We start from the raw sequence: 17,321 nt of genomic DNA, 5'->3' as shown, positions 1-17,321 counted from the left end.
CATGCCGGGAATCGCGCCAAGGGAATGTCCTCCCGGCCGCTCAGCAAGCCGCCCACCATTTCGGCCACCGCTTCGCCAACGGAAACGGGCACATCCACCATGCGGACGGAGCGGCCGAAAGGATTGCCGCACCATTCCGAGGGCGAGGACACCAGGTGCTCGCGGCAGACCAGGGGACGATGGGAATGCGCGCCGCAGGCTTCCTCGGAAAGGAATGGGCAGGGAAGCCGTAAAGCGAAATATTCCGCGCCCCGGTCCAGGAGAGGCGCATCGAACAGGTCCGCCTCGCGCAACGCCTGCCCGATGCGGACGAAACCGGCTTCGACCTCGTTACGGCGATCCTGCGGCATCGCCTCCATGGCTTCGTCGAGAAGCAGAACGTCGGCCGGCGACAACGGTACGGCCTGGCGGCAGCAGGCCCCGCATCCCTTCGCGCAGGAAACCGTTTGCCCGCGCGCCGCCAAAGGACCGATCGCCTCCGGCGCGATCGCATCGATGAGCGCCCCGGCATGACGCGCCAATCCGGCCAGCCCCATCGGCCCTGAAACGGAAGCGCGCTGGTTCCGCCAAAGGAGGATGGCGGCCCGGATCGGATTTTCGGCTTGCGCAGGCGGATACATACCATGCGGAAAGCTAGTATCGCGGCGGGAATGGATTGCCCCTAACGCGGGATGATTTTATATCATCGCCATTCCAAGGAGGAACTATGTCCGGCATGTTCGCGTACGCATCCCTATCGCTCGTCACCCTGGCTTCGATGCTGGCCGCCGTTCCGGCCGCCGCCGCCGTCAAATCCGAACCCGTCGCCTATAAGCAGGACACCACGTCGTTGGAAGGCCTGATGGTATACGATGCTTCCGCCAAGGGGAAGATCCCCGGCATCGTCCTGGTGCCCGACTGGATGGGCATGACCGATCTGGCGCGGCAATACGGGGAACGCGTGGCTAAGCTGGGCTACGTCGTGTTGGTGGCCGACATCTACGGCAAGACCGTGCATCCGAAGGACATGAAGGAAGCATCCGCCCTATCGGGGCAATACAAGAGCGACCGGCCGCTGATGCAGGCGCGCGGCAAGGCCGCCCTCGATCAGCTTCTCAAGTCCCCGCGCGTGGATGCCTCCAAGATCGCGGCCATGGGCTTCTGCTTCGGCGGCGGAGTGGCCCTCGAGCTGGCCCGCAGCGGCGCCAGGCTGGACGGCGTGGTGAGCTTCCATGGCAACCTGGATACGCCGCATCCCGAGATGGCGAAGAACATCAAGGGCAAGGTGCTCGTGCTGCATGGCGCAGACGATCCCTTCGTGACCCAGGACCAGGTGAAGGCTTTCCAGGACGAGATGCGTTCGGCCAAGACCGATTGGGCCCTGGTGCAATACGGGAACGCCGTGCATGGCTTCACCAACCCCAATGCCGGCACCGACAATTCCAAGGGCATGGCCTACAATCCCGAGGCCGCCAACCGCGCCTTCATAGCCATGCAGGATTTCTATCAAGAGATCTTCGCGCCTAAATGACCGCTCGGAAATAATCCGCTGAGAAAGCCGGCCCGCGCCGGCTAAGCGCGGACATCCGCTTGCTATCTTTGCCGCCATGGAAGACCTCATGGCGGCGCGATCCCAGATGGCGGTCTCCCTCGGCTTCCACATCGTCTTCGCTTCCATCGGAATGGCCATGCCTTTCCTGATGGCCGTCTCCCATTGGCGCTGGCTCCGTACCGGCCGGACCGTATTCCGCGATCTGACCCGGGCCTGGTCCCGCGGCGTGGCCATCTTCTTCGCCGTAGGCGCGGTCTCCGGCACGGCTTTGTCCTTCGAGCTCGGCCTGCTTTGGCCGCGCTTCATGGAACAGGCGGGCCCGGTCATCGGCATGCCCTTTTCCTGGGAAGGCACGGCCTTCTTCCTGGAGGCCATCGCCTTAGGGCTCTTCCTTTACGGTTGGAACCGCCTTCCCCCCAAGGTCCATTGGGGCGTGGGCTTGGCCGTGGGGATATCCGGCGTTCTCTCGGGCATATTCGTGGTCTGCGCCAACGCCTGGATGAACAGCCCCGCGGGCTTCACCTGGCTGAACGGGCGCGCCACGGACATCGATCCCTGGAGGGCCATGTTCAATCCGGCCTGGAAGGGACAGTCCCTGCATATGCTCTTGGCCGCCTTCGCGGCCACCGGTTTCGCCGTGGGCGGACTGCATGCCTTGCTGCTTCGCCTTAAGCCCGGTTCCGAATTCCACCGCGAGGCCTTCCGCATCGCCCTCGCCATAGGCTCGGTCGCGGCCCTCCTGCAACCCTTAAGCGGCGATCGCCTGGCCAAGGGCACCGCCCGCCGGCAGCCCGCCAAGCTGGCGGCCATGGAGGCCCATTTCCGCACCGAAGCCGGCGCCCCCCTGTACATAGGCGGTTGGCCCGACGAGGAGGGGAAACGCGTACGTTACGGTCTCCCGATCCCCAGGATGCTGAGCTTCCTGGCCTTCGGGGATCTCCATGCGGAAGTCCAAGGCCTGGAGGACATCCCCCGCGATCAATGGCCCCCCGTGGCTCCCGTCCACGCGGCCTTCCAGATCATGGTGGGGGCCGGCACGGCCATGGCGGCCGTCGCCGCCTTGTTCCTGTTCCTTTCCTTCCGCCGATCGGTTTGGCTGGACCATCGCCGCTTTCTGACCTTGGCGGCGATCTGCACGCCGCTCGGATTCATCGCATTGGAAGCCGGATGGACCGTCACCGAAGTCGGGCGGCAACCGTGGATCCTCTACGGCTTCATGCGCACGTGCGATGCCGTCACCCCCATGCCGGGATTGGTCTACCCTTTCCTCGCCTTCTCGCTGGTCTACCTGTTCCTGGCCTTGGTAGTGGGATGGCTGCTGCTGCGGCACATCCGCGCGGCGGAACGGGATTATCCCTCGGCGCGCCCGGAAGCCGGCCATGCTTGACCTTCCCGCTTCCCAACCCCTCATGCTCTGGGTCATCATCCCCTTTTTGGGGGCCTGCTTGCTCTTGTATTGCCTTCTGGCCGGGGCCGATTTCGGGGCCGGCATCCTGGAACTTTTCACGGGACGGGAGGGCCGCAGGGAGCAGCGGCACATCATCGATCGGGCCTTGGGGCCGGTGTGGGAAGCCAACCATATCTGGCTGATCCTGATAGTGGTGATCCTTTTCATGGGTTTCCCCTCGGTATACGCGCGGGTCTCCATCCAATTGCATTTACCGCTGACCGCCATGCTGATGGGCGTGATCGCCCGGGGATGCGCCTTTACCTTCCGGCATTACGACGCCGTCCAAGGCCGTTCGCAACGGCCCTATACGTTCTTCTTCGTATGGTCCAGCCTGTGGACGCCGTTCTGCCTGGGCGTGGTGACCGGGGCGCTCGTACCTGGCGGATTGCAATCGGGCGATATGCTATCGGGCGCTCCACTACCCGGCGGGATCGGCCAAGGCCCCATCGGATACTTCGAAGGTTACGTACACCCCTGGTTACGGCCCTTCCCCCTGGCCCTGGGGCTTTTCACCGTCTGCCTATTCGCCTTCCTGGCGGCGGTATACCTGATCGGGGAATGCCCGGAAGGGCCCTTGCGTAGGCGATTCGCGCGGCGGGCGGCGGCGGCCAGCGCGGCGGCGGTGTTGGCCGGGGCCATCGTGTTCGCGGCGGCGGAAAGGGACGGCGTCGGTCTCGCCAAGCGCTTCGCGTCCAACCCTTGGGCGGCGGGGGGCATGCTGGCGGCTACGGCCCTGATGCCGGCGCTCTGGGTCTGCCTCGCCCGCGAACGCGCCTGGCCCGCGCGCGTATTGGCGGGAACCCTGGTGGCGCTCATCCTGACGGCTTGGTTCGCGGTGCAGTTCCCGGTTTTGGTGAAAATGAAGGGCGGACCCGATCTGACCATCTTCAACGCCCATGCCCCCGCCGCCGCGTTGGATCAATTGGGCTGGGCCCTCCTGGCGGGCGCGGCGATGATCCTTCCCGCCTTGGCGTGGTTGCTGCGCGTGTTCAAGAACGAGGCGGGCTAGCCCACATCGTCTTCGGAGCGCAGGCGCAGGACCGGATTCGCGTCCCCATGTAACCCGGAGGTTACTGCCACTTCGATGGGGCGGCAGCAAACGGTGCAATCGCTGACGAACTCCTGCGGCAGGCCCTCGCTCAGGTCGATTTCCATGCGCTGGACTTCCCCGCAGTAGGGGCAGCGCGCTTGCATCTTGCGTAAGGCGGACATCCCAGAGAAACTAGGTTTTTCCCGGCCCCGGCGAAACGCGGGGACGTATCCCCTCGATCATTCGCATTATTGTTATTTGTAAAGGTATCCATGCGCAGCGCCGTCCTTCTTCTCGCCGCATTAATACTGACGTGCGCCTCCAGCTTCGCCGCGACCGTAGCTCCGGACACGTCCTCTGCCCTAGCGCGCCTCTTCGGCGGCCCCTCCCCCCGGCAAGCGCTGCAAGCCCGGCTGGCCCGCTTGGATTCCGGCCGGACCGTCAAGGTGGCGGGAGCCACGGTGAACCGGAACAAGGATCTGCTCGGCTTCTACGAGGCACGCCAGGGCGCCCCGGCCTGGTTCGCCAACGGCCATCCCGCGCGGGCCGCCTGGCAGCTTTTGGACGCCGTACGGAAAAGCGATCTGGAAGGCCTGGACCCGGACGAATACCATGCCGTCGCCCTGGATACCCTGCTGCGACGTTCGCAACGCGGCGGCTTCTGGCGCTTACGCGGCGACCCCCAAGCGGTCGCGATCATGGATTTGATCCTCTCCGATGCAGCCTTCAAGCTCGCGCGGCATCTCCTCTACGGCAGGATACGGCTCAAGATGCCCATCCCGGAAGACAATTGGCACGTGGGCGAGGAACATGTGGACTTGCCGGCCTGGCTGGCCGGCGCCTTGGCCGAAAAGCGCGACTTCCGCAACGCCTTGCTGGAGCTGGAGCCGATCGATCCCGGGTATGGGGTCATGAAATATTGGCTATCGGAATATCGCCGGATGGCGGAGGCGGGCGGTTGGCCCCGGGTGCCCGACGGCCCGGCGCTGGGACCGGGAGCCAGCGGGCCGCGCGTGAGCGCGCTCTGCCATCGCCTCGCCGCCGACGGAACCTGGCGTGGGGGCGATTGCGCGGACGCCTGGGCGCCGGAACTGGGCGAGGCCGTGCGTAGGTTCCAGGAAGTGCATGGCTTGGAGCCCACCGGTATCGCCGGACCGCAAACCTTAAGGCAAATCAACATACCCATCGAGGACCGCATCGATCAAATCGAACTCAACCTCGAATGCTGGCGCTGGCTCCCGCGCGAACTGGGGACCCGCCATGTGCGCGTCAACATCGCGGACTACCGCCTGGGGGCCTGGCGCGACGGCGCGGAAGAGTTTTCCATGCGCGTGGTCGTGGGCCGCAAGGAGGACAGCACTCCGGTTTTCAGCGATACCATCAAGGCCCTCCAACTCAATCCCTCCTGGAACGTTCCTTCCACCATCGCTAAAGCGGAGATGCTTCCCGAACTGCAGCGCGATCCGGGATATCTCGCGAGCCATGACATGGAATTGCTTTCCGGGTGGGGCGATAAGGCGCAAACGCTCCGGGCCGATTCCATCGATTGGCCCTCCATCGATACCTCCAAATTCACCTTCCGCATCCGGCAGAAGAACGGCGACGCCAGCGCCTTGGGCCGCCTCAAGTTCGTACTCGCCAATCCTTTTAACATCTACTTGCACGATACCCCCTCCAAAGGCTATTTCCAACGCAACAAGAGGGCCCTTAGCCACGGATGCGTACGCCTTTCCGAACCCATCCGATTGGCCGAATGGGTGCTACGCGATGACCCGAAGACAGGCAAGGAATGGACGCCCGAGAAGCTCGCGGCCGGCATAGCCCAAGGCGACGAGAAATTCATCCCTTTAAGCGAAGGGGTTCCCGTGCATATCCTTTATTGGACCTGTTTCCCGGACAAGGAGGGCGGATTGCAATTCCGCCAGGACGTATACGGATGGAACCGGCGCATGGAATTGGCGCTCGCCCGCAAAGCCACCACTTTCTGATGCGAAGGGCCGCCCCGGCGGAAACCTTCCTGGTGGCCTCCCGGCAGCGGGCTGGAATCGGGACTCGCCTCCAAGCGGTCCGCGCCAGGCTATGCTTGGCGCTGGCCCTCATCGGGGTTTGTTCCCCCCTTTCCCGGGCCTTCGATACGGGACAGCTGGGATTCTCCGTCGCCTACAAGGATGAAAGTTCCCGCTATCGCGTGAACGCAGTGTTCCTCATGCCCGGGGAAACCTTGAAGCTTAAGGTGCAAGGGCATGACACCGGTTCATTTATCATTTCGGATCCCGCCCAGCGGGCGCAGGCCACCGGCCCGCGGCAATGGTCTTGGACCGCCCCGGATTCCTCCGGGCTCTATCCTTTCAAGATATCCGGGGCCGCCGGCGGCGATACCATGTTCTTCAACGCCTTCGTCATGGTTCCGGCCTCGGAAATGCGGGGGGAGTACCTTCGCGGTTACCGGATCGGGAAGTACCCGAAAGCGCCCTTGCGCGGCCTGGCCTTCTACGCCCGGCCGCAGGGATTCATCCAATTGGATTCTTCCACCCAATCCACACCCATCTCCCCGCATTTCCGCCTGGGGCAATTCGCCTGCAAACAGACCACCGCCTTGCCCGCCTACCTGGCCTTGAAAGAAAGGCTGATCCTGAAGCTGGAATTGATCTTGGAGAAGGCCAACCAAGCCGGCTGGGCCTGCGAAACCTTCCACGTCATGAGCGGCTACCGCACCCCTTTTTACAACCATCTTATCGGCAACGTGAAGCTCAGCGCGCACCAATACGGCGGAGCCGCGGATATCTTCATCGATTCCGATCCCGAGGACGGCGAAATGGACGATCTCAACGGGGACGGTCGCAGCGACGGGGACGATTCCGAATTGCTTTTCAAGCTGGTGGACGACATGTCCTTGAACGAATTCTACCTGCCCTTCATCGGCGGCATCGGGAAGTACAGCAAAAACGAATCCCACGGCGCCTTCGTCCACGTCGACGTGCGGGGGTTCCGGGCCATCTGGTGAATCTTCCTGGCCGCGATTAGCGGGCTACATCTTCCTTTACTCGGCCGAGCCCGCCAAACGATCCGAACCCGTGAAATCGGAAGGGCGGCGATCCATGCGTTTGAATTCCCGGATCGTCTCCACCGTCAATAACATCAGGCAAATCACCACGGCCAGGGCCACTATCAAAACGAGGGATATGTGCATGCCGACCTCCAGGGAGCTTCCAGAAGTAAAATACTGTTCCCGGAAGTCAGAAGGCTAAACCATTGCCCCGTGAAATCGGCGGGGTTTGGCCGATCATCCTCCGGAAAAACAGGGCGGTATTAGCGCGAGGACGGCACGGGCTGCAATCGGTAAACGGGAAAGAAAGTCGACAACTTACTCCCCTTACGTCGTCCATCAATCGCCCAGATCTCCGCGGAAGGATCCGTCGCGCGCATGGCCCCCGCGCCATGCGGAATCAGAAGCGCCGGCCCTGGCAGGCTTTCGGCACAGCCAATGCGTCGGGTCGAAACCACGATATCGTCGAACCACCGCATTTGCGTCTTGGGCGAACCGGTGTTCCAATAATTCTCGAAGAAAATGGCGTTGATTCCATACTCCTTGTAGTCCCCCAGGAAATTCAGGCCTTCGCGGCGCGCTTCCAAGGAATCCCCGATCCAGTATTCGTGCAGGCCGTCGGACTGGCCTGCCGAGTTCAGCTTCACATGCGCCTCCACGCATAGCCATTTATCGTCATAACTTCCATCAAATACGTGGGTCGGCCCGGCCTTCGCGCCGATCCATTTTATACTGTTGAAATCGTTATAGCCGGCGCATTTCACCGCTCCCGACGCGTCCGTGCAGGACGCGGGATCGAGTTGCAGCCCGGTGCCTTGATCCCCCCACAGATGGGCGATCATGGCCTGGGACCAGTCCGACTTGGCTAATACGGTGGCACGGGAAAGCTTGTAGGGATTACCCGTCCAGCCCGCCTGCATGCGCACGTACATCCGGTAAAAGACTTCGCGGAAATCGTCCCCGGTCCGGATTCCCTTGGAGAAGTACGCGGAAGGCGAGCGGCCGAAACCCAGCTTGAGATTGCCGGCATCCACTTGCCCCGATTGCCAAGTGGCGCGCATTCCGACGGTGCCGTGCAAACCTTCGCCGGCGGCGGGTTTGAACGCGCCCGCATTATCGTTCACTTCGAAATAGCGGCCGGTCGCCGCCAACGGTCCCGCCGACTCGAAGTCATCGCAAAAAATCCACTCGGGATGGCGCGTCTGCCAGGAATCGCATTCGGAGGCGGCCCCTGCGGGCATCCGCAGGAACAGGGCCAGGGCAACGGCTCCGGCGGAGCGGATCGGGAAGGAAACGGGCATGCTACCCCCATGGGATGATCCGGATTCCCGGCTGAACCGGAAGTTATCCGGGAATCGTGACGATTCTCGCGGCAGCATCCGGCCGCGACCTCGCCTAGTATAGGCCCAAATTCCCCAAAGCGCAATCCGAAGAGGGTAAAATCTCGCCCCGCAATTGGGCCTTACCGTCCCGCAGGCCCGGCCGTTATTGGCTTCGCGGGAAGCGTGGCTCCAGGGCCTGGCATTGCTGGTCCGTAGAATGCTTGGCTTCCCGCGCGGCCACATGCTAGGATCCGTGCATGCCTGCCTCGAAGCCTCATCTGAACGCGACCCGTCGGCTGTCCCCTTGGTTGTCGCTCTTAGCCGCCTGCGGCCTCGCGGCCTGCATGGAAGCCTCCCCTACCGCGACGGCGCCGGAGAGCGACCCGGCAGCGGCAAGCGCGCAGACCTTGGATCAGAAACCGGTTTCGCGCCCGGGCGTTCCCGATGGGTGCACGCGCGAATGGAGCAGCGTGAAGCGGGACTCCGTATTGTATTGCCCCGATCTGGCTCCGCCGTCTCCACGATAATCCCGATAATTTCCGGCATAAAAAAACCGCCGCCCCCTAAGGGACGGCGGCCGATGCGATTTACTCGCGTTCGATTACTTGGCCGGGGCGGCGGCGGCGGTCGAAGTCTTCTCGGACTTCTTGCCGGCGGCGGCGCTGATCTTCACGGCCGAGGCGGTCTTGGCGCCGTTCTCTTCCGTGTACTTCACGGTCACCTTCTCATCCTTGGCGACGTCGGCGATCTTCACTTCTTTCTTGCCCATCATGATCTTGGTGGTGGGGGCGATGGAGAAGGTCTCTTCGCCCTTGCTGCCCTTGACCACGAGGGTGTTGGCGATGGCGTCGCTGGAAACCACGGTGCCGGCCAAGGTCATGGCCTTGCCGGGCTTGGGGGCGGGAGCGGCCTTCGCATCGGCGGCGGGGGCCGCGGCGGCAGGAGCGGCGGCGGCGGCCGGGGCGGCCTTCTCGGCGGCGGGAGCGGCGGCATCGGCGGCGAAGGCCGAGGCGCTAAGGGCGAGAACGGCGGCGGCGGCCAGCTTGGAGATGTTCTTGATCATCATATGGGACTCCTTGGTGTTGATTGGGAAACAGGCGCAGGCCACTTGGGCCGGCCGAATCACGGGGGCTTACAATGCAAACGCGGTGCCACTCGCGCGCGCGGGCATAAGGCCGGTTTTTACAAGTAGGGACACTTTCGAACGGGAATTCCGGCGGGATTTAACCCATTTGGGATAGGGGCCCATCCCAAATGGTTAAACGCCTTTGAGGCCGAATTTCATGGCACGGTACTGGAAGGTCCGGTAGGTCATCCCCAAAAGCTTGGCGGCTTCGGCCATATTGCCTTGGGTTCGGGCCAGGGCTTGCGCCAACAGGTTCTTTTCCCAGGTCTCGAACACGATGCCTTCCGGGGGGATTTCGAATTCCCCTTGCGGGGCGGCCATCCGGCGGCCCTCTTCCCGTAGTTCGAAGGGCAGGTCGGCCGGGGTGATCTCCGGGCCTTTGGTCAGGACGGAAACGCGTTCGATGACCGCCTGCAACTCGCGCACGTTGCCCGGCCAATCGTAGCGGGTCAGTAGACGCAATACTTCAGGCTCGATTTGCTTGGGCCGCGGGGAGCGCGAAAGGAAATGACGGACCAGGGCGGGGATATCCTCCTTGCGATCGCGTAAGGGCGGGATCACGATGGGGATCACGTTCAGGCGGTAGAAAAGATCTTCGCGGAAGGAACCGTCGCGGATGCCTTCCGCCAAATCCTTATGGGTCGCTGCGATCACGCGGATGTCGATAGGGATGGTGGCGGTCCCCCCTACCCTCCTGATCTCGCGCTCCTGAAGGACGCGCAAAAGCTTGGCCTGGGTGCTGATGGACATGTCGCCCACCTCATCCAGGAAGAGGGTGCCGCTGTGCGCGGCCTCGATGATGCCTATCTTCCGTGCCGCCGCCCCGGTGAAGGCCCCCTTCTCGTAGCCGAACAGCTCGGACTCGAGCAGGGTCTCGGGGAAAGCCGCGCAGTTGATGCTGAGCATGGGCCGCGATCCGCGCGCGCCTTGCAGGTGCACCAGCCGGGCGATGCGTTCCTTGCCGGTGCCGCTTTCCCCGCGGATCAGGACGGTGGCATCGCTCTGGGCCACCATGTCCACCATTTCCAGGATGGCCTTCATGGCGCCCGACTCCGCCACCAGGCCTTCCCCGAGGCGCCCATGCAGTTCCTGGCGCAGACGCTTGCTTTCCATGCGCAGGGAGAACTTCTCGGCGGCGCGTTCGGCCACCAGGAGCAGCTCATCCTTCTCGAGGGGTTTGGTGAGATAGTCGTACGCGCCCAGGCGCATGGCCTTCACGGCCGTATCGACCGTGCCGAAGGCGGTGATCACCACCACCTCCGGGGGAAGCGGAAGCTTGCCGAGGGATTCCACCAGCGCCAATCCTCCCCGGCCCGGCATCTTGAGATCGGTGAGCACCACTTCGGGCCCGAAATCGGCGACGGTTTCTTCGGCCTGGTCCGCCGATTCGGCCACCGCCACGCGATGGCCCGCCGCCTTGAGGATATCCGCCATGATGCGCCGTTGCGCGGCCTCGTCGTCGACAATCAGGATCTTCGCCATCGATTCAGGCCTTCCCGGCCGGCATGGTAAGTTCCATGGTCAGCCCTACGTCCGGATTATTCCTGGCTTCGATGCGGCCCCCGTGTTCGTCGAGGATGCGCCGGACCAGGGCCAGCCCGAGGCCCGTACCGCCGGGCCGCTTGGTGAAATAAGGCTCGAAGATGAGCTCCAGGTTCTCCGGCTCCACGCCTTTGCCGTCGTCGATGATGGAAAGGCTGAGGGTACCGACCTCATCCAATCGGGCGCGGATGCGGATGCGGCCGCCCGGCCCCACGGCTTCGATGGAGTTCAACAACAGGTTCAGGAGCACCAAGCGGATTTGCTCCTGATCGGCGATGACGCGCAGGTCCTCGGGGCAATCGATGGCGAAGCGGATCCCTTTGGTGGCCAGATGCTGCTTGACCATCATCTCCACCTGTTCCAGCAGGCTTTCCAGCCGGAAATCCGCCTTGTTCAATTTATGCGGGCGGCCCAAGGCCAGGAAATCGCCCACCACCTGGTTGAGATGCTTCACTTCCGATTTCAGGGAGCCGACCAGGCCTTGGTAATCGATGCGCCGTTCGGGTTCTTCGGGCTGGAACTGATCGCCCAGATGATCGGCGGTCAGGTTGATCAGGTTGAGCGGATTGCGGATCTCGTGGGCCAAGGTGGAAGCCAATTCGGCGAGGATGGCCTGTCGCTCCAGGCCGCGGACGCGATCCTCCAGGGTTTGCCGCTCGGCCAGCTTGGTGATCATGCCGTTGAAGGAGGCAGCCAATCGACCCATCTCGTCGCGCCCCAGATCGGGGATCTTCACGGTGAGATCGCCGAAGGAAACGCGGTCGGCGGCGGCGCTCAGGGAACGGATGGGCTTGTTGAGCCGGTACAGGATGAAGAAGGAGGCCCCGCAGGCGACCAACAAGGCGGTGATGGCGATGCCCAGGTTCTTCACGTAGGCTTCGCGCAGAAGGCTGCGGAAATCGGTGAGGGCGATGGAAGTCTGCACCAGGCCGATGACCCGATCATCGCGGATGAGCGGCATACGGACCTCATAGCGCAGCCGGTGCCCGCCCTCGCGGGTCGAATCGGGCGCGCCGAATTCCTCCTGCACCACGATCTCCTTGCCCGATAAGCCCTGGTCCTTGCGGCCGATGCGCTTGGGATTGCTGGAGGCGATCACTTCGTGGCGATTGCTCACGATGGAGACTTCCTTCACGCCCTTCTTGGCTTTGAATTCCTCGATGAATTTTTCCAGGAACTCCCGGTCCGGCCCCTTTTCGGTCGAGAGCTTACGCGTGGAGAAGTGCACGGTATTGACGATCTCCTGCATGTCCGCTTCGACCTCGCCAAGCAACTTCTTCGCGTTCTGGAAATTAAAGAACGCCATCAACCCCACTACGCTTAAGAGCAGGAGGATGAAAACCGCCATCAATTTGGTCTGGAAACGCATGTATGCCGCCCTGGGACCCACGCAATTTAGCAAATCCGAGGCCAGCGGCTCCCGAAGCAGGAGCTTCGGTTTCCGAAAAGGGGGCAATGCTTCCGGAATGGAGGGCTACTCCCCCCGCTTTCCGGCTTTGCAAGCGACCGTCCACTATGGATAATGGGATGGGTTTCCTATCGGATTCGAATGATTGACAACCAACTTGCCGCGAACTTGCTCCTCTCCCACCAACTGGCGTCCCGGGAGCAGATCCTTTCCGTATGGCCCCAAGTATCGGCCGAGAAGGATGTCGCATTGCTGCTGGTCGAAATAGGCGTCCTTCCCGAACCGACCTACTACGAACTCCGTACCTACCTCGAATCCATCCAGGCTCCCGCGCCTGCGGCGATGGCCATCGAACCCGATTCGGGGCCGGGCCTACCCGCCGAACCGATCGTACAACGCGATCCCTCCATTACCGACGTGGTCGAGGAGAATTGGATTCCGGTGGCGGAGGACGTCCAGCCTGAAGCGCGCAAGACCAGCCGGGCGGAGCATGAGATGCGCAAACGCGCGGCGGAATCCGCGCACCTCCCTGCCCCGGAGAAAACCGTTCCGAATGCGCCGGCCGCATCGCTTCCCGCCTCGCCCGCCTCGGCGCAATCGCATTCCGCGGCGCCACCTCTTTCCGCGGCGCCTTCGCCGGCCACGGCACGCTTGGTCCGCGAGGATCGACCCGCCGCCGACGGGCCGCGTGTGGACGCGCCCGCGAGCATAGGCCCCGGAAGCTCCTGGGGGGAATTGTTGGCCTATGCGCGCCAACAGCATGCCGCGGATCTGCATCTCTCCGCGGGAAACCCCATCATGCTGCGCCGCTACGGGGCCCTGCAAGCCGTCTCCGCGGAGCCGTTGAGCCAAACCAGCATCCGGGGTTGGGTCGAAAGCGCCCTCGGCGGGGAGCAATTCCTGGCCTTCGAGGACAAAGGCGATCTCGAGTTCATCTACACGTTACCGCATCATGGGCGTTACCGTGTCACCCTTCTCAAGCAAAGGCGCGGGTGGGACGTGACGGCGCGGGTCATCCCGGACCGCATCCGCAGCATGGAAGAGGCCGGCCTTCCGGAATCCTGCCGCGAGCTGACCAAATGGGCCCAGGGCCTGGTCTTGGTGACGGGTCCGGTAGGCTGCGGCAAGACCTCCACCTTGGCCACCCTGGTTGACATCGTGAACAGCGAGCGGCATGACCATATCATCACCATCGAGGAGCCGATCGAGATCATCTATCCGCCCTCCAACTGCCGCATCACCCAGCGGCAGATCGGGCCGCACACCTTGTCCCATGACGCGGCCCTGCGCGCGGCACTCCGCGAGGACCCGGACATCATCGTCATTTCGGAATTGCGGGACCTGGACACCATACGCGTGGCCGTCTCGGCCGCGGAGACCGGGCATCTGGTCTTCGGGACCATGAACACCACCAATGCCACCCGCACCTTGAACCGCCTGATCGACAGCTTCCCGCCCGAAGAGCAAGGCATCGTACGCAACATGATCTCGGAATCGCTGCGCGGGGTGATCTCCCAACAGCTCCTGCCCCGTACCGACGGGGAGGGAATGCTTCCGGCTTTCGAGGTTTTGACGGTCACGACCGCGGTCGCCAACATGATCCGCAAGGATGAGGTACATCAATTGGGCACGGCCATGCTCACCGGCAAGACGGCCGGCATGATCTTGCTGGACGATTCCCTGCGCTATCTGGTGGATCGCGGCTTGGTCAATCCTGCGGAAGCGATGTGCCGGGCCACCAATCCCAAGGACTTCGAGAAATACCTGGGGCGGAGATAGGCATGGCCCAAATCGACGCATTGTTCCGGGAGATGACCCGCATGGGCGGATCGGACCTGCACCTGGAAGAGGGACGCATCCCGAAAGCGCGCGTGAACGGGGATTTGATGGACCTTCCCCTCCCGGTCCTGGGTCCCGAGCGGATGCGCGAACTGTTGGGCGAAATCGCGGGCACGGAGCGTTGGGAGAAATTCGAGAACGGGGGCGATCTCGATTTCGCCTACGCCATGGGGGATGAAGCGCGCTTCCGCGCGAACTACTTGCGGCAATACACCGGCTATGGGGCCGTCTTCCGCATCATCCCGAGCAAGGTGTTGTCCCTGGAGCAGTTGGGCGCTCCCGACGTATTCAAATCCTTCGCCGAGCTCGCCTCGGGCCTGGTGGTGGTCACCGGTCCCACGGGCTCGGGCAAATCCACCACCTTGGCCGCCATCATCGACCATATCAACTCCAACCATTGCCGCAAGATCATCACCATCGAGGAGCCGGTGGAGTTCGTGCATCAGTGCAAACGCTCGGTCGTCTCGCATCGGGAGGTGGGAGAGGATACGGAATCCTTCATGGCCGGCCTCAAAGGGGCCATCAAAAGCGACGTCAACATCGTCCTGGTGGGCGAAATGCGCGATCGCGAAACCATCGAATTGGCCCTCACCGCGGCCGAAATGGGCATCCTGGTATTCGGCACCCTGCATACCAACTCGGCCGCCAAGACCATCGACCGCATCATCGACGTGTTCCCGGCCAAGAAGAAGAACCAGATCCGCTCCCTGCTGGCCAACTGCCTGAAGGGCGTGGTCGCGCAGCAATTGCTCAAGAGCGCGGACGGCACCCGCCGTTGGGCCGCTCATGAGATCCTACTGCATTGCTCGGCCTTGGGGGGAATCATCCGCGCGGGTGAAACCCTCAAGCTCAACTCGGTGATGCAGACCAATCGGGGGCTGGGCATGGTCAGCATGGACGATTGCCTGCTCGAAATGATCAAGGCCGGTAAGGTGACCCAGGAGGCCGCCTACATGAAGGCCCTGGATAAGACCCGCTTCCGCTGAAAGCGGAAGACCCGGTTCCGAGCCTAGCCTTTTTCCAAGCCCCCTCTTTCATTCCCGGTACCCGCTTAATTAGTTTTCGGGAACTAGGGAGAACTGCATGCGCAACGACATTAAGGCGAAATTGATCCAGGTCATCGAGGTCGAGCATATCCGGGGAGGCGGGAATGAACACGAGCCTTTGCGGCCCGTGAAAACCTATTGGGATCTGAAGGGGAATCTGCTCGCCGAGCAGGATCCCCTCACGGACGTGGCCGTTTCCGTTTTCGGCAAGAAATTCGAGTCGGTGGAAGCCCCTCTGTCATAACATCGCCCGTGCTCCGGTCGCGGCGCCAAGGTTCATTCGCTCACCGCTCTGAACGCGCATGTCCTTTTTTGCCGAGAGCCGGCTAAACATACCCAATTCGGAATATCTTCCCGCATTCCGGGCGATTATCCCTGACGCCGATCAGGGCCAAGTCGATATGTTAGGGGCGGCATTCGGTCCAGGGGTTGGACGGGTTCGAGAGGGATTCTTCCATGTATAGAATTTTATCCATCGCCATGCTTTTGCTGCAGGTCGCGACCGCCCAGGTCAACCTGGGGGGCGTTGCCGTTCCCAAAGACAAGTTCGTGGTGTTCCTGTTCATCGGCCATTCCAACATGGCGGGCCGGGACATCAACCATAGCGATAACGTCACCAATCCGCGCGTCTGGAACTACCACTGGATGAGCGACAAGCAATGGGTCTTGGCCAAGGAAGTCCCGGGCAACCTGGCTAATGGATTAAGCGGCCGCGGCTGCGGCGGCGGCGGCATGCCCAACCTCAAGGCGCTGGCGGCGGCATATCCTTCCTACTACATCGGCGCCATCGACAACGCGAGCCTATCCGGAACGTGCCATGGCTCGGTCGACAACAATACCTCGGGCATGCCCGGCGATAGCAACCGGTATTGGAAAGGCAGCCAGCTTTATAACGAAATCACCACCGCGGCCAAGGAAGTACGGAAGACCGCGACCTTGGGCGGCATCTTCTGCATGCTGGGCACCATCGAGGCCACCCGCACCTCGGAAGCGATTTGCCGGAACTTCTCCGCCGACATCACCCAAATGGTGAAGGATATGCGCGCCGAAATCGGGGAGCCGAACCTTCCCTTCGTGATGGGCCATTATGAAGCCGGCGCCTCGGGGATGTACGCCCTGACCGAACCCTGGCCCAAGATCGTCGATCAGCAGATCGATTCGGTGCCGATTAAGCTTCCCTTCAGCGCCCTGGTGGAAACCCAGGGATTGGAAATGCTGGATGACCACCATTATACGGCCACCACCTTGGGCCATGGGGAATGGGCCAAGCGCGCCTTGGCGGTGATCCAGTCCAAGGGATGGTTCCCGGATGGGGCTACCTACCTGGCGCGCGCGCCGGAGCCAAGGCAAGGAAGGCTGCAGCTAGTGAACGGGGAGGGAGGGCCTACCCTCATCCTCTATCCGGCCATGGGGCAAGGGTCGTCCGATATCTTTGTGAATATCCTGGGCCGCAAAGCGGCGCCCTGAGAAGACCTTATTTTATGGTGAAGATGCCGCTGGTGGAGCGTTGCTTTTCGCTCACGGGAGTGTACTGTTCCACCCGGAACCGGCATTTGGGGTTGTTCTTCAATTGGAAGAACACGCCTTGCAATCCGATACTGTCGGGGATCTTCCAGGCGTAATTCCCGAAGCTCGCGGACCCCACGGGAATGGAGTTCTGCTGCAAAAAGCACCAGGTCTTCCCGCTATCGGGTGAGAACAACGGGTCCACGGCGGTGATTTCCGAAGGACCATAATTGCACAACTTCCACTTTACCCTCAGGGTATCCCCGATCTTGAAAGACTCCCCGCCTTTGGGATAGGTAAGGAGGATTTCCGTGCTATCGCTCGGGCAAACGTTTTCCTCTTCGGGTTGGGTGCATTTTGAACAAAGAAATCCCGCGAGGATGAATGCGGCCGCAGCAGGTACGAGGCGCGGGAAGGATCGGAAGGTGAACTTGTTTTTGCCCATATGATTGGGCAGTATCTTACTGTCGAATGC

Annotated in this window: 18 protein-coding genes; 10 read left to right on the top strand and 8 right to left on the bottom strand. The window is 62.5% G+C overall.

Annotated features, from left to right (window positions below):
• The coding region (locus JF616_14375) for a YkgJ family cysteine cluster protein (protein ID MBW8888937.1) at positions 1-620 on the bottom strand (620 nt) is incomplete at its 3' end.
• 95 nt (positions 621-715) lie between these two features.
• Here JF616_14375 and JF616_14370 point away from each other — a divergent pair.
• From JF616_14370 to JF616_14360, 3 genes are all read left to right on the top strand, one after another.
• A complete protein-coding gene (locus JF616_14370) occupies positions 716-1,510 on the top strand; it encodes a dienelactone hydrolase family protein (protein ID MBW8888936.1) in 795 nt (264 codons plus the stop codon).
• A gap of 76 nt (positions 1,511-1,586) precedes the next feature.
• Positions 1,587-2,918: a cytochrome ubiquinol oxidase subunit I gene (locus tag JF616_14365; protein MBW8888935.1), complete on the top strand. Its 1,332-nt coding sequence runs from the start codon at positions 1,587-1,589 to the stop codon at positions 2,916-2,918.
• Positions 2,919-2,940: 22 nt separating this feature from the next.
• Positions 2,941-3,990: a cytochrome d ubiquinol oxidase subunit II gene (locus JF616_14360; GenBank protein MBW8888934.1), complete on the top strand. Its 1,050-nt coding sequence runs from the start codon at positions 2,941-2,943 to the stop codon at positions 3,988-3,990.
• On the opposite strand, the gene JF616_14355 is transcribed toward JF616_14360, so the two are convergent.
• A complete protein-coding gene (locus JF616_14355; protein MBW8888933.1) occupies positions 3,987-4,193 on the bottom strand; it encodes a CPXCG motif-containing cysteine-rich protein in 207 nt (68 codons plus the stop codon). The two genes, JF616_14360 and JF616_14355, sit on opposite strands and share 4 nt — an antisense overlap.
• A gap of 90 nt (positions 4,194-4,283) precedes the next feature.
• Here JF616_14355 and JF616_14350 point away from each other — a divergent pair, with 90 nt between their 5' ends.
• Positions 4,284-5,999, top strand: a complete 1,716-nt coding sequence (locus tag JF616_14350) for a L,D-transpeptidase family protein (GenBank protein MBW8888932.1) — start codon at positions 4,284-4,286, stop codon at positions 5,997-5,999.
• 95 nt (positions 6,000-6,094) lie between these two features.
• Entirely contained in the window at positions 6,095-7,015 is a 921-nt protein-coding gene (locus JF616_14345) for a hypothetical protein (GenBank protein ID MBW8888931.1), read from the top strand.
• 36 nt (positions 7,016-7,051) lie between these two features.
• Here the strand turns inward: JF616_14345 and JF616_14340 are convergent, their stop codons facing one another.
• On the bottom strand, positions 7,052-7,201 hold the full coding sequence (locus JF616_14340; GenBank protein ID MBW8888930.1) for a hypothetical protein: 150 nt from the start codon (positions 7,199-7,201) through the stop codon (positions 7,052-7,054).
• A 119-nt stretch (positions 7,202-7,320) separates the two neighbouring features.
• Positions 7,321-8,358, bottom strand: a complete 1,038-nt coding sequence (locus JF616_14335) for a hypothetical protein (GenBank protein MBW8888929.1) — start codon at positions 8,356-8,358, stop codon at positions 7,321-7,323.
• A gap of 278 nt (positions 8,359-8,636) precedes the next feature.
• Here JF616_14335 and JF616_14330 point away from each other — a divergent pair, with 278 nt between their 5' ends.
• Positions 8,637-8,906, top strand: a complete 270-nt coding sequence (locus JF616_14330; GenBank protein MBW8888928.1) for a hypothetical protein — start codon at positions 8,637-8,639, stop codon at positions 8,904-8,906.
• A 74-nt stretch (positions 8,907-8,980) separates the two neighbouring features.
• Here the strand turns inward: JF616_14330 and JF616_14325 are convergent, their stop codons facing one another.
• The 3 genes from JF616_14325 to JF616_14315 form a co-directional block, all read right to left on the bottom strand.
• On the bottom strand, positions 8,981-9,445 hold the full coding sequence (locus JF616_14325; GenBank protein MBW8888927.1) for a hypothetical protein: 465 nt from the start codon (positions 9,443-9,445) through the stop codon (positions 8,981-8,983).
• 192 nt (positions 9,446-9,637) lie between these two features.
• Entirely contained in the window at positions 9,638-10,987 is a 1,350-nt protein-coding gene (locus JF616_14320) for a sigma-54-dependent Fis family transcriptional regulator (GenBank protein MBW8888926.1), read from the bottom strand.
• Positions 10,988-10,991: 4 nt separating this feature from the next.
• On the bottom strand, positions 10,992-12,416 hold the full coding sequence (locus JF616_14315; GenBank protein MBW8888925.1) for a HAMP domain-containing protein: 1,425 nt from the start codon (positions 12,414-12,416) through the stop codon (positions 10,992-10,994).
• A 180-nt stretch (positions 12,417-12,596) separates the two neighbouring features.
• On the opposite strand from JF616_14315, the gene JF616_14310 reads away from it, so the two are divergent.
• The 4 genes from JF616_14310 (at position 12,597) to JF616_14295 (ending at position 16,807) form a co-directional block, all read left to right on the top strand.
• Positions 12,597-14,234: a PilT/PilU family type 4a pilus ATPase gene (locus tag JF616_14310; GenBank protein MBW8888924.1), complete on the top strand. Its 1,638-nt coding sequence runs from the start codon at positions 12,597-12,599 to the stop codon at positions 14,232-14,234.
• A 2-nt stretch (positions 14,235-14,236) separates the two neighbouring features.
• The gene (locus JF616_14305) at positions 14,237-15,280 is read left to right on the top strand and encodes a PilT/PilU family type 4a pilus ATPase (GenBank protein MBW8888923.1); all 1,044 of its coding nucleotides are present in this window, start codon (positions 14,237-14,239) and stop codon (positions 15,278-15,280) included.
• A 97-nt stretch (positions 15,281-15,377) separates the two neighbouring features.
• The gene (locus tag JF616_14300) at positions 15,378-15,584 is read left to right on the top strand and encodes a hypothetical protein (GenBank protein ID MBW8888922.1); all 207 of its coding nucleotides are present in this window, start codon (positions 15,378-15,380) and stop codon (positions 15,582-15,584) included.
• Between the two features lie 212 nt (positions 15,585-15,796).
• The gene (locus tag JF616_14295) at positions 15,797-16,807 is read left to right on the top strand and encodes a hypothetical protein (GenBank protein ID MBW8888921.1); all 1,011 of its coding nucleotides are present in this window, start codon (positions 15,797-15,799) and stop codon (positions 16,805-16,807) included.
• A 7-nt stretch (positions 16,808-16,814) separates the two neighbouring features.
• Here the strand turns inward: JF616_14295 and JF616_14290 are convergent, their stop codons facing one another.
• Positions 16,815-17,291, bottom strand: coding sequence for a hypothetical protein (locus tag JF616_14290; protein MBW8888920.1), 477 nt, complete (start codon positions 17,289-17,291; stop codon positions 16,815-16,817).
• Positions 17,292-17,321: the final 30 nt, after the last annotated feature.

The sequence above is a fragment of the Fibrobacterota bacterium genome (genome assembly GCA_019509785.1).
Classification (GTDB): Bacteria; Fibrobacterota; Fibrobacteria; order UBA11236; family UBA11236; genus Chersky-265.
The sequence above is the reverse complement of the archived record's forward strand: the minus strand, read 5'-3'. Positions and strand labels throughout refer to the sequence as shown.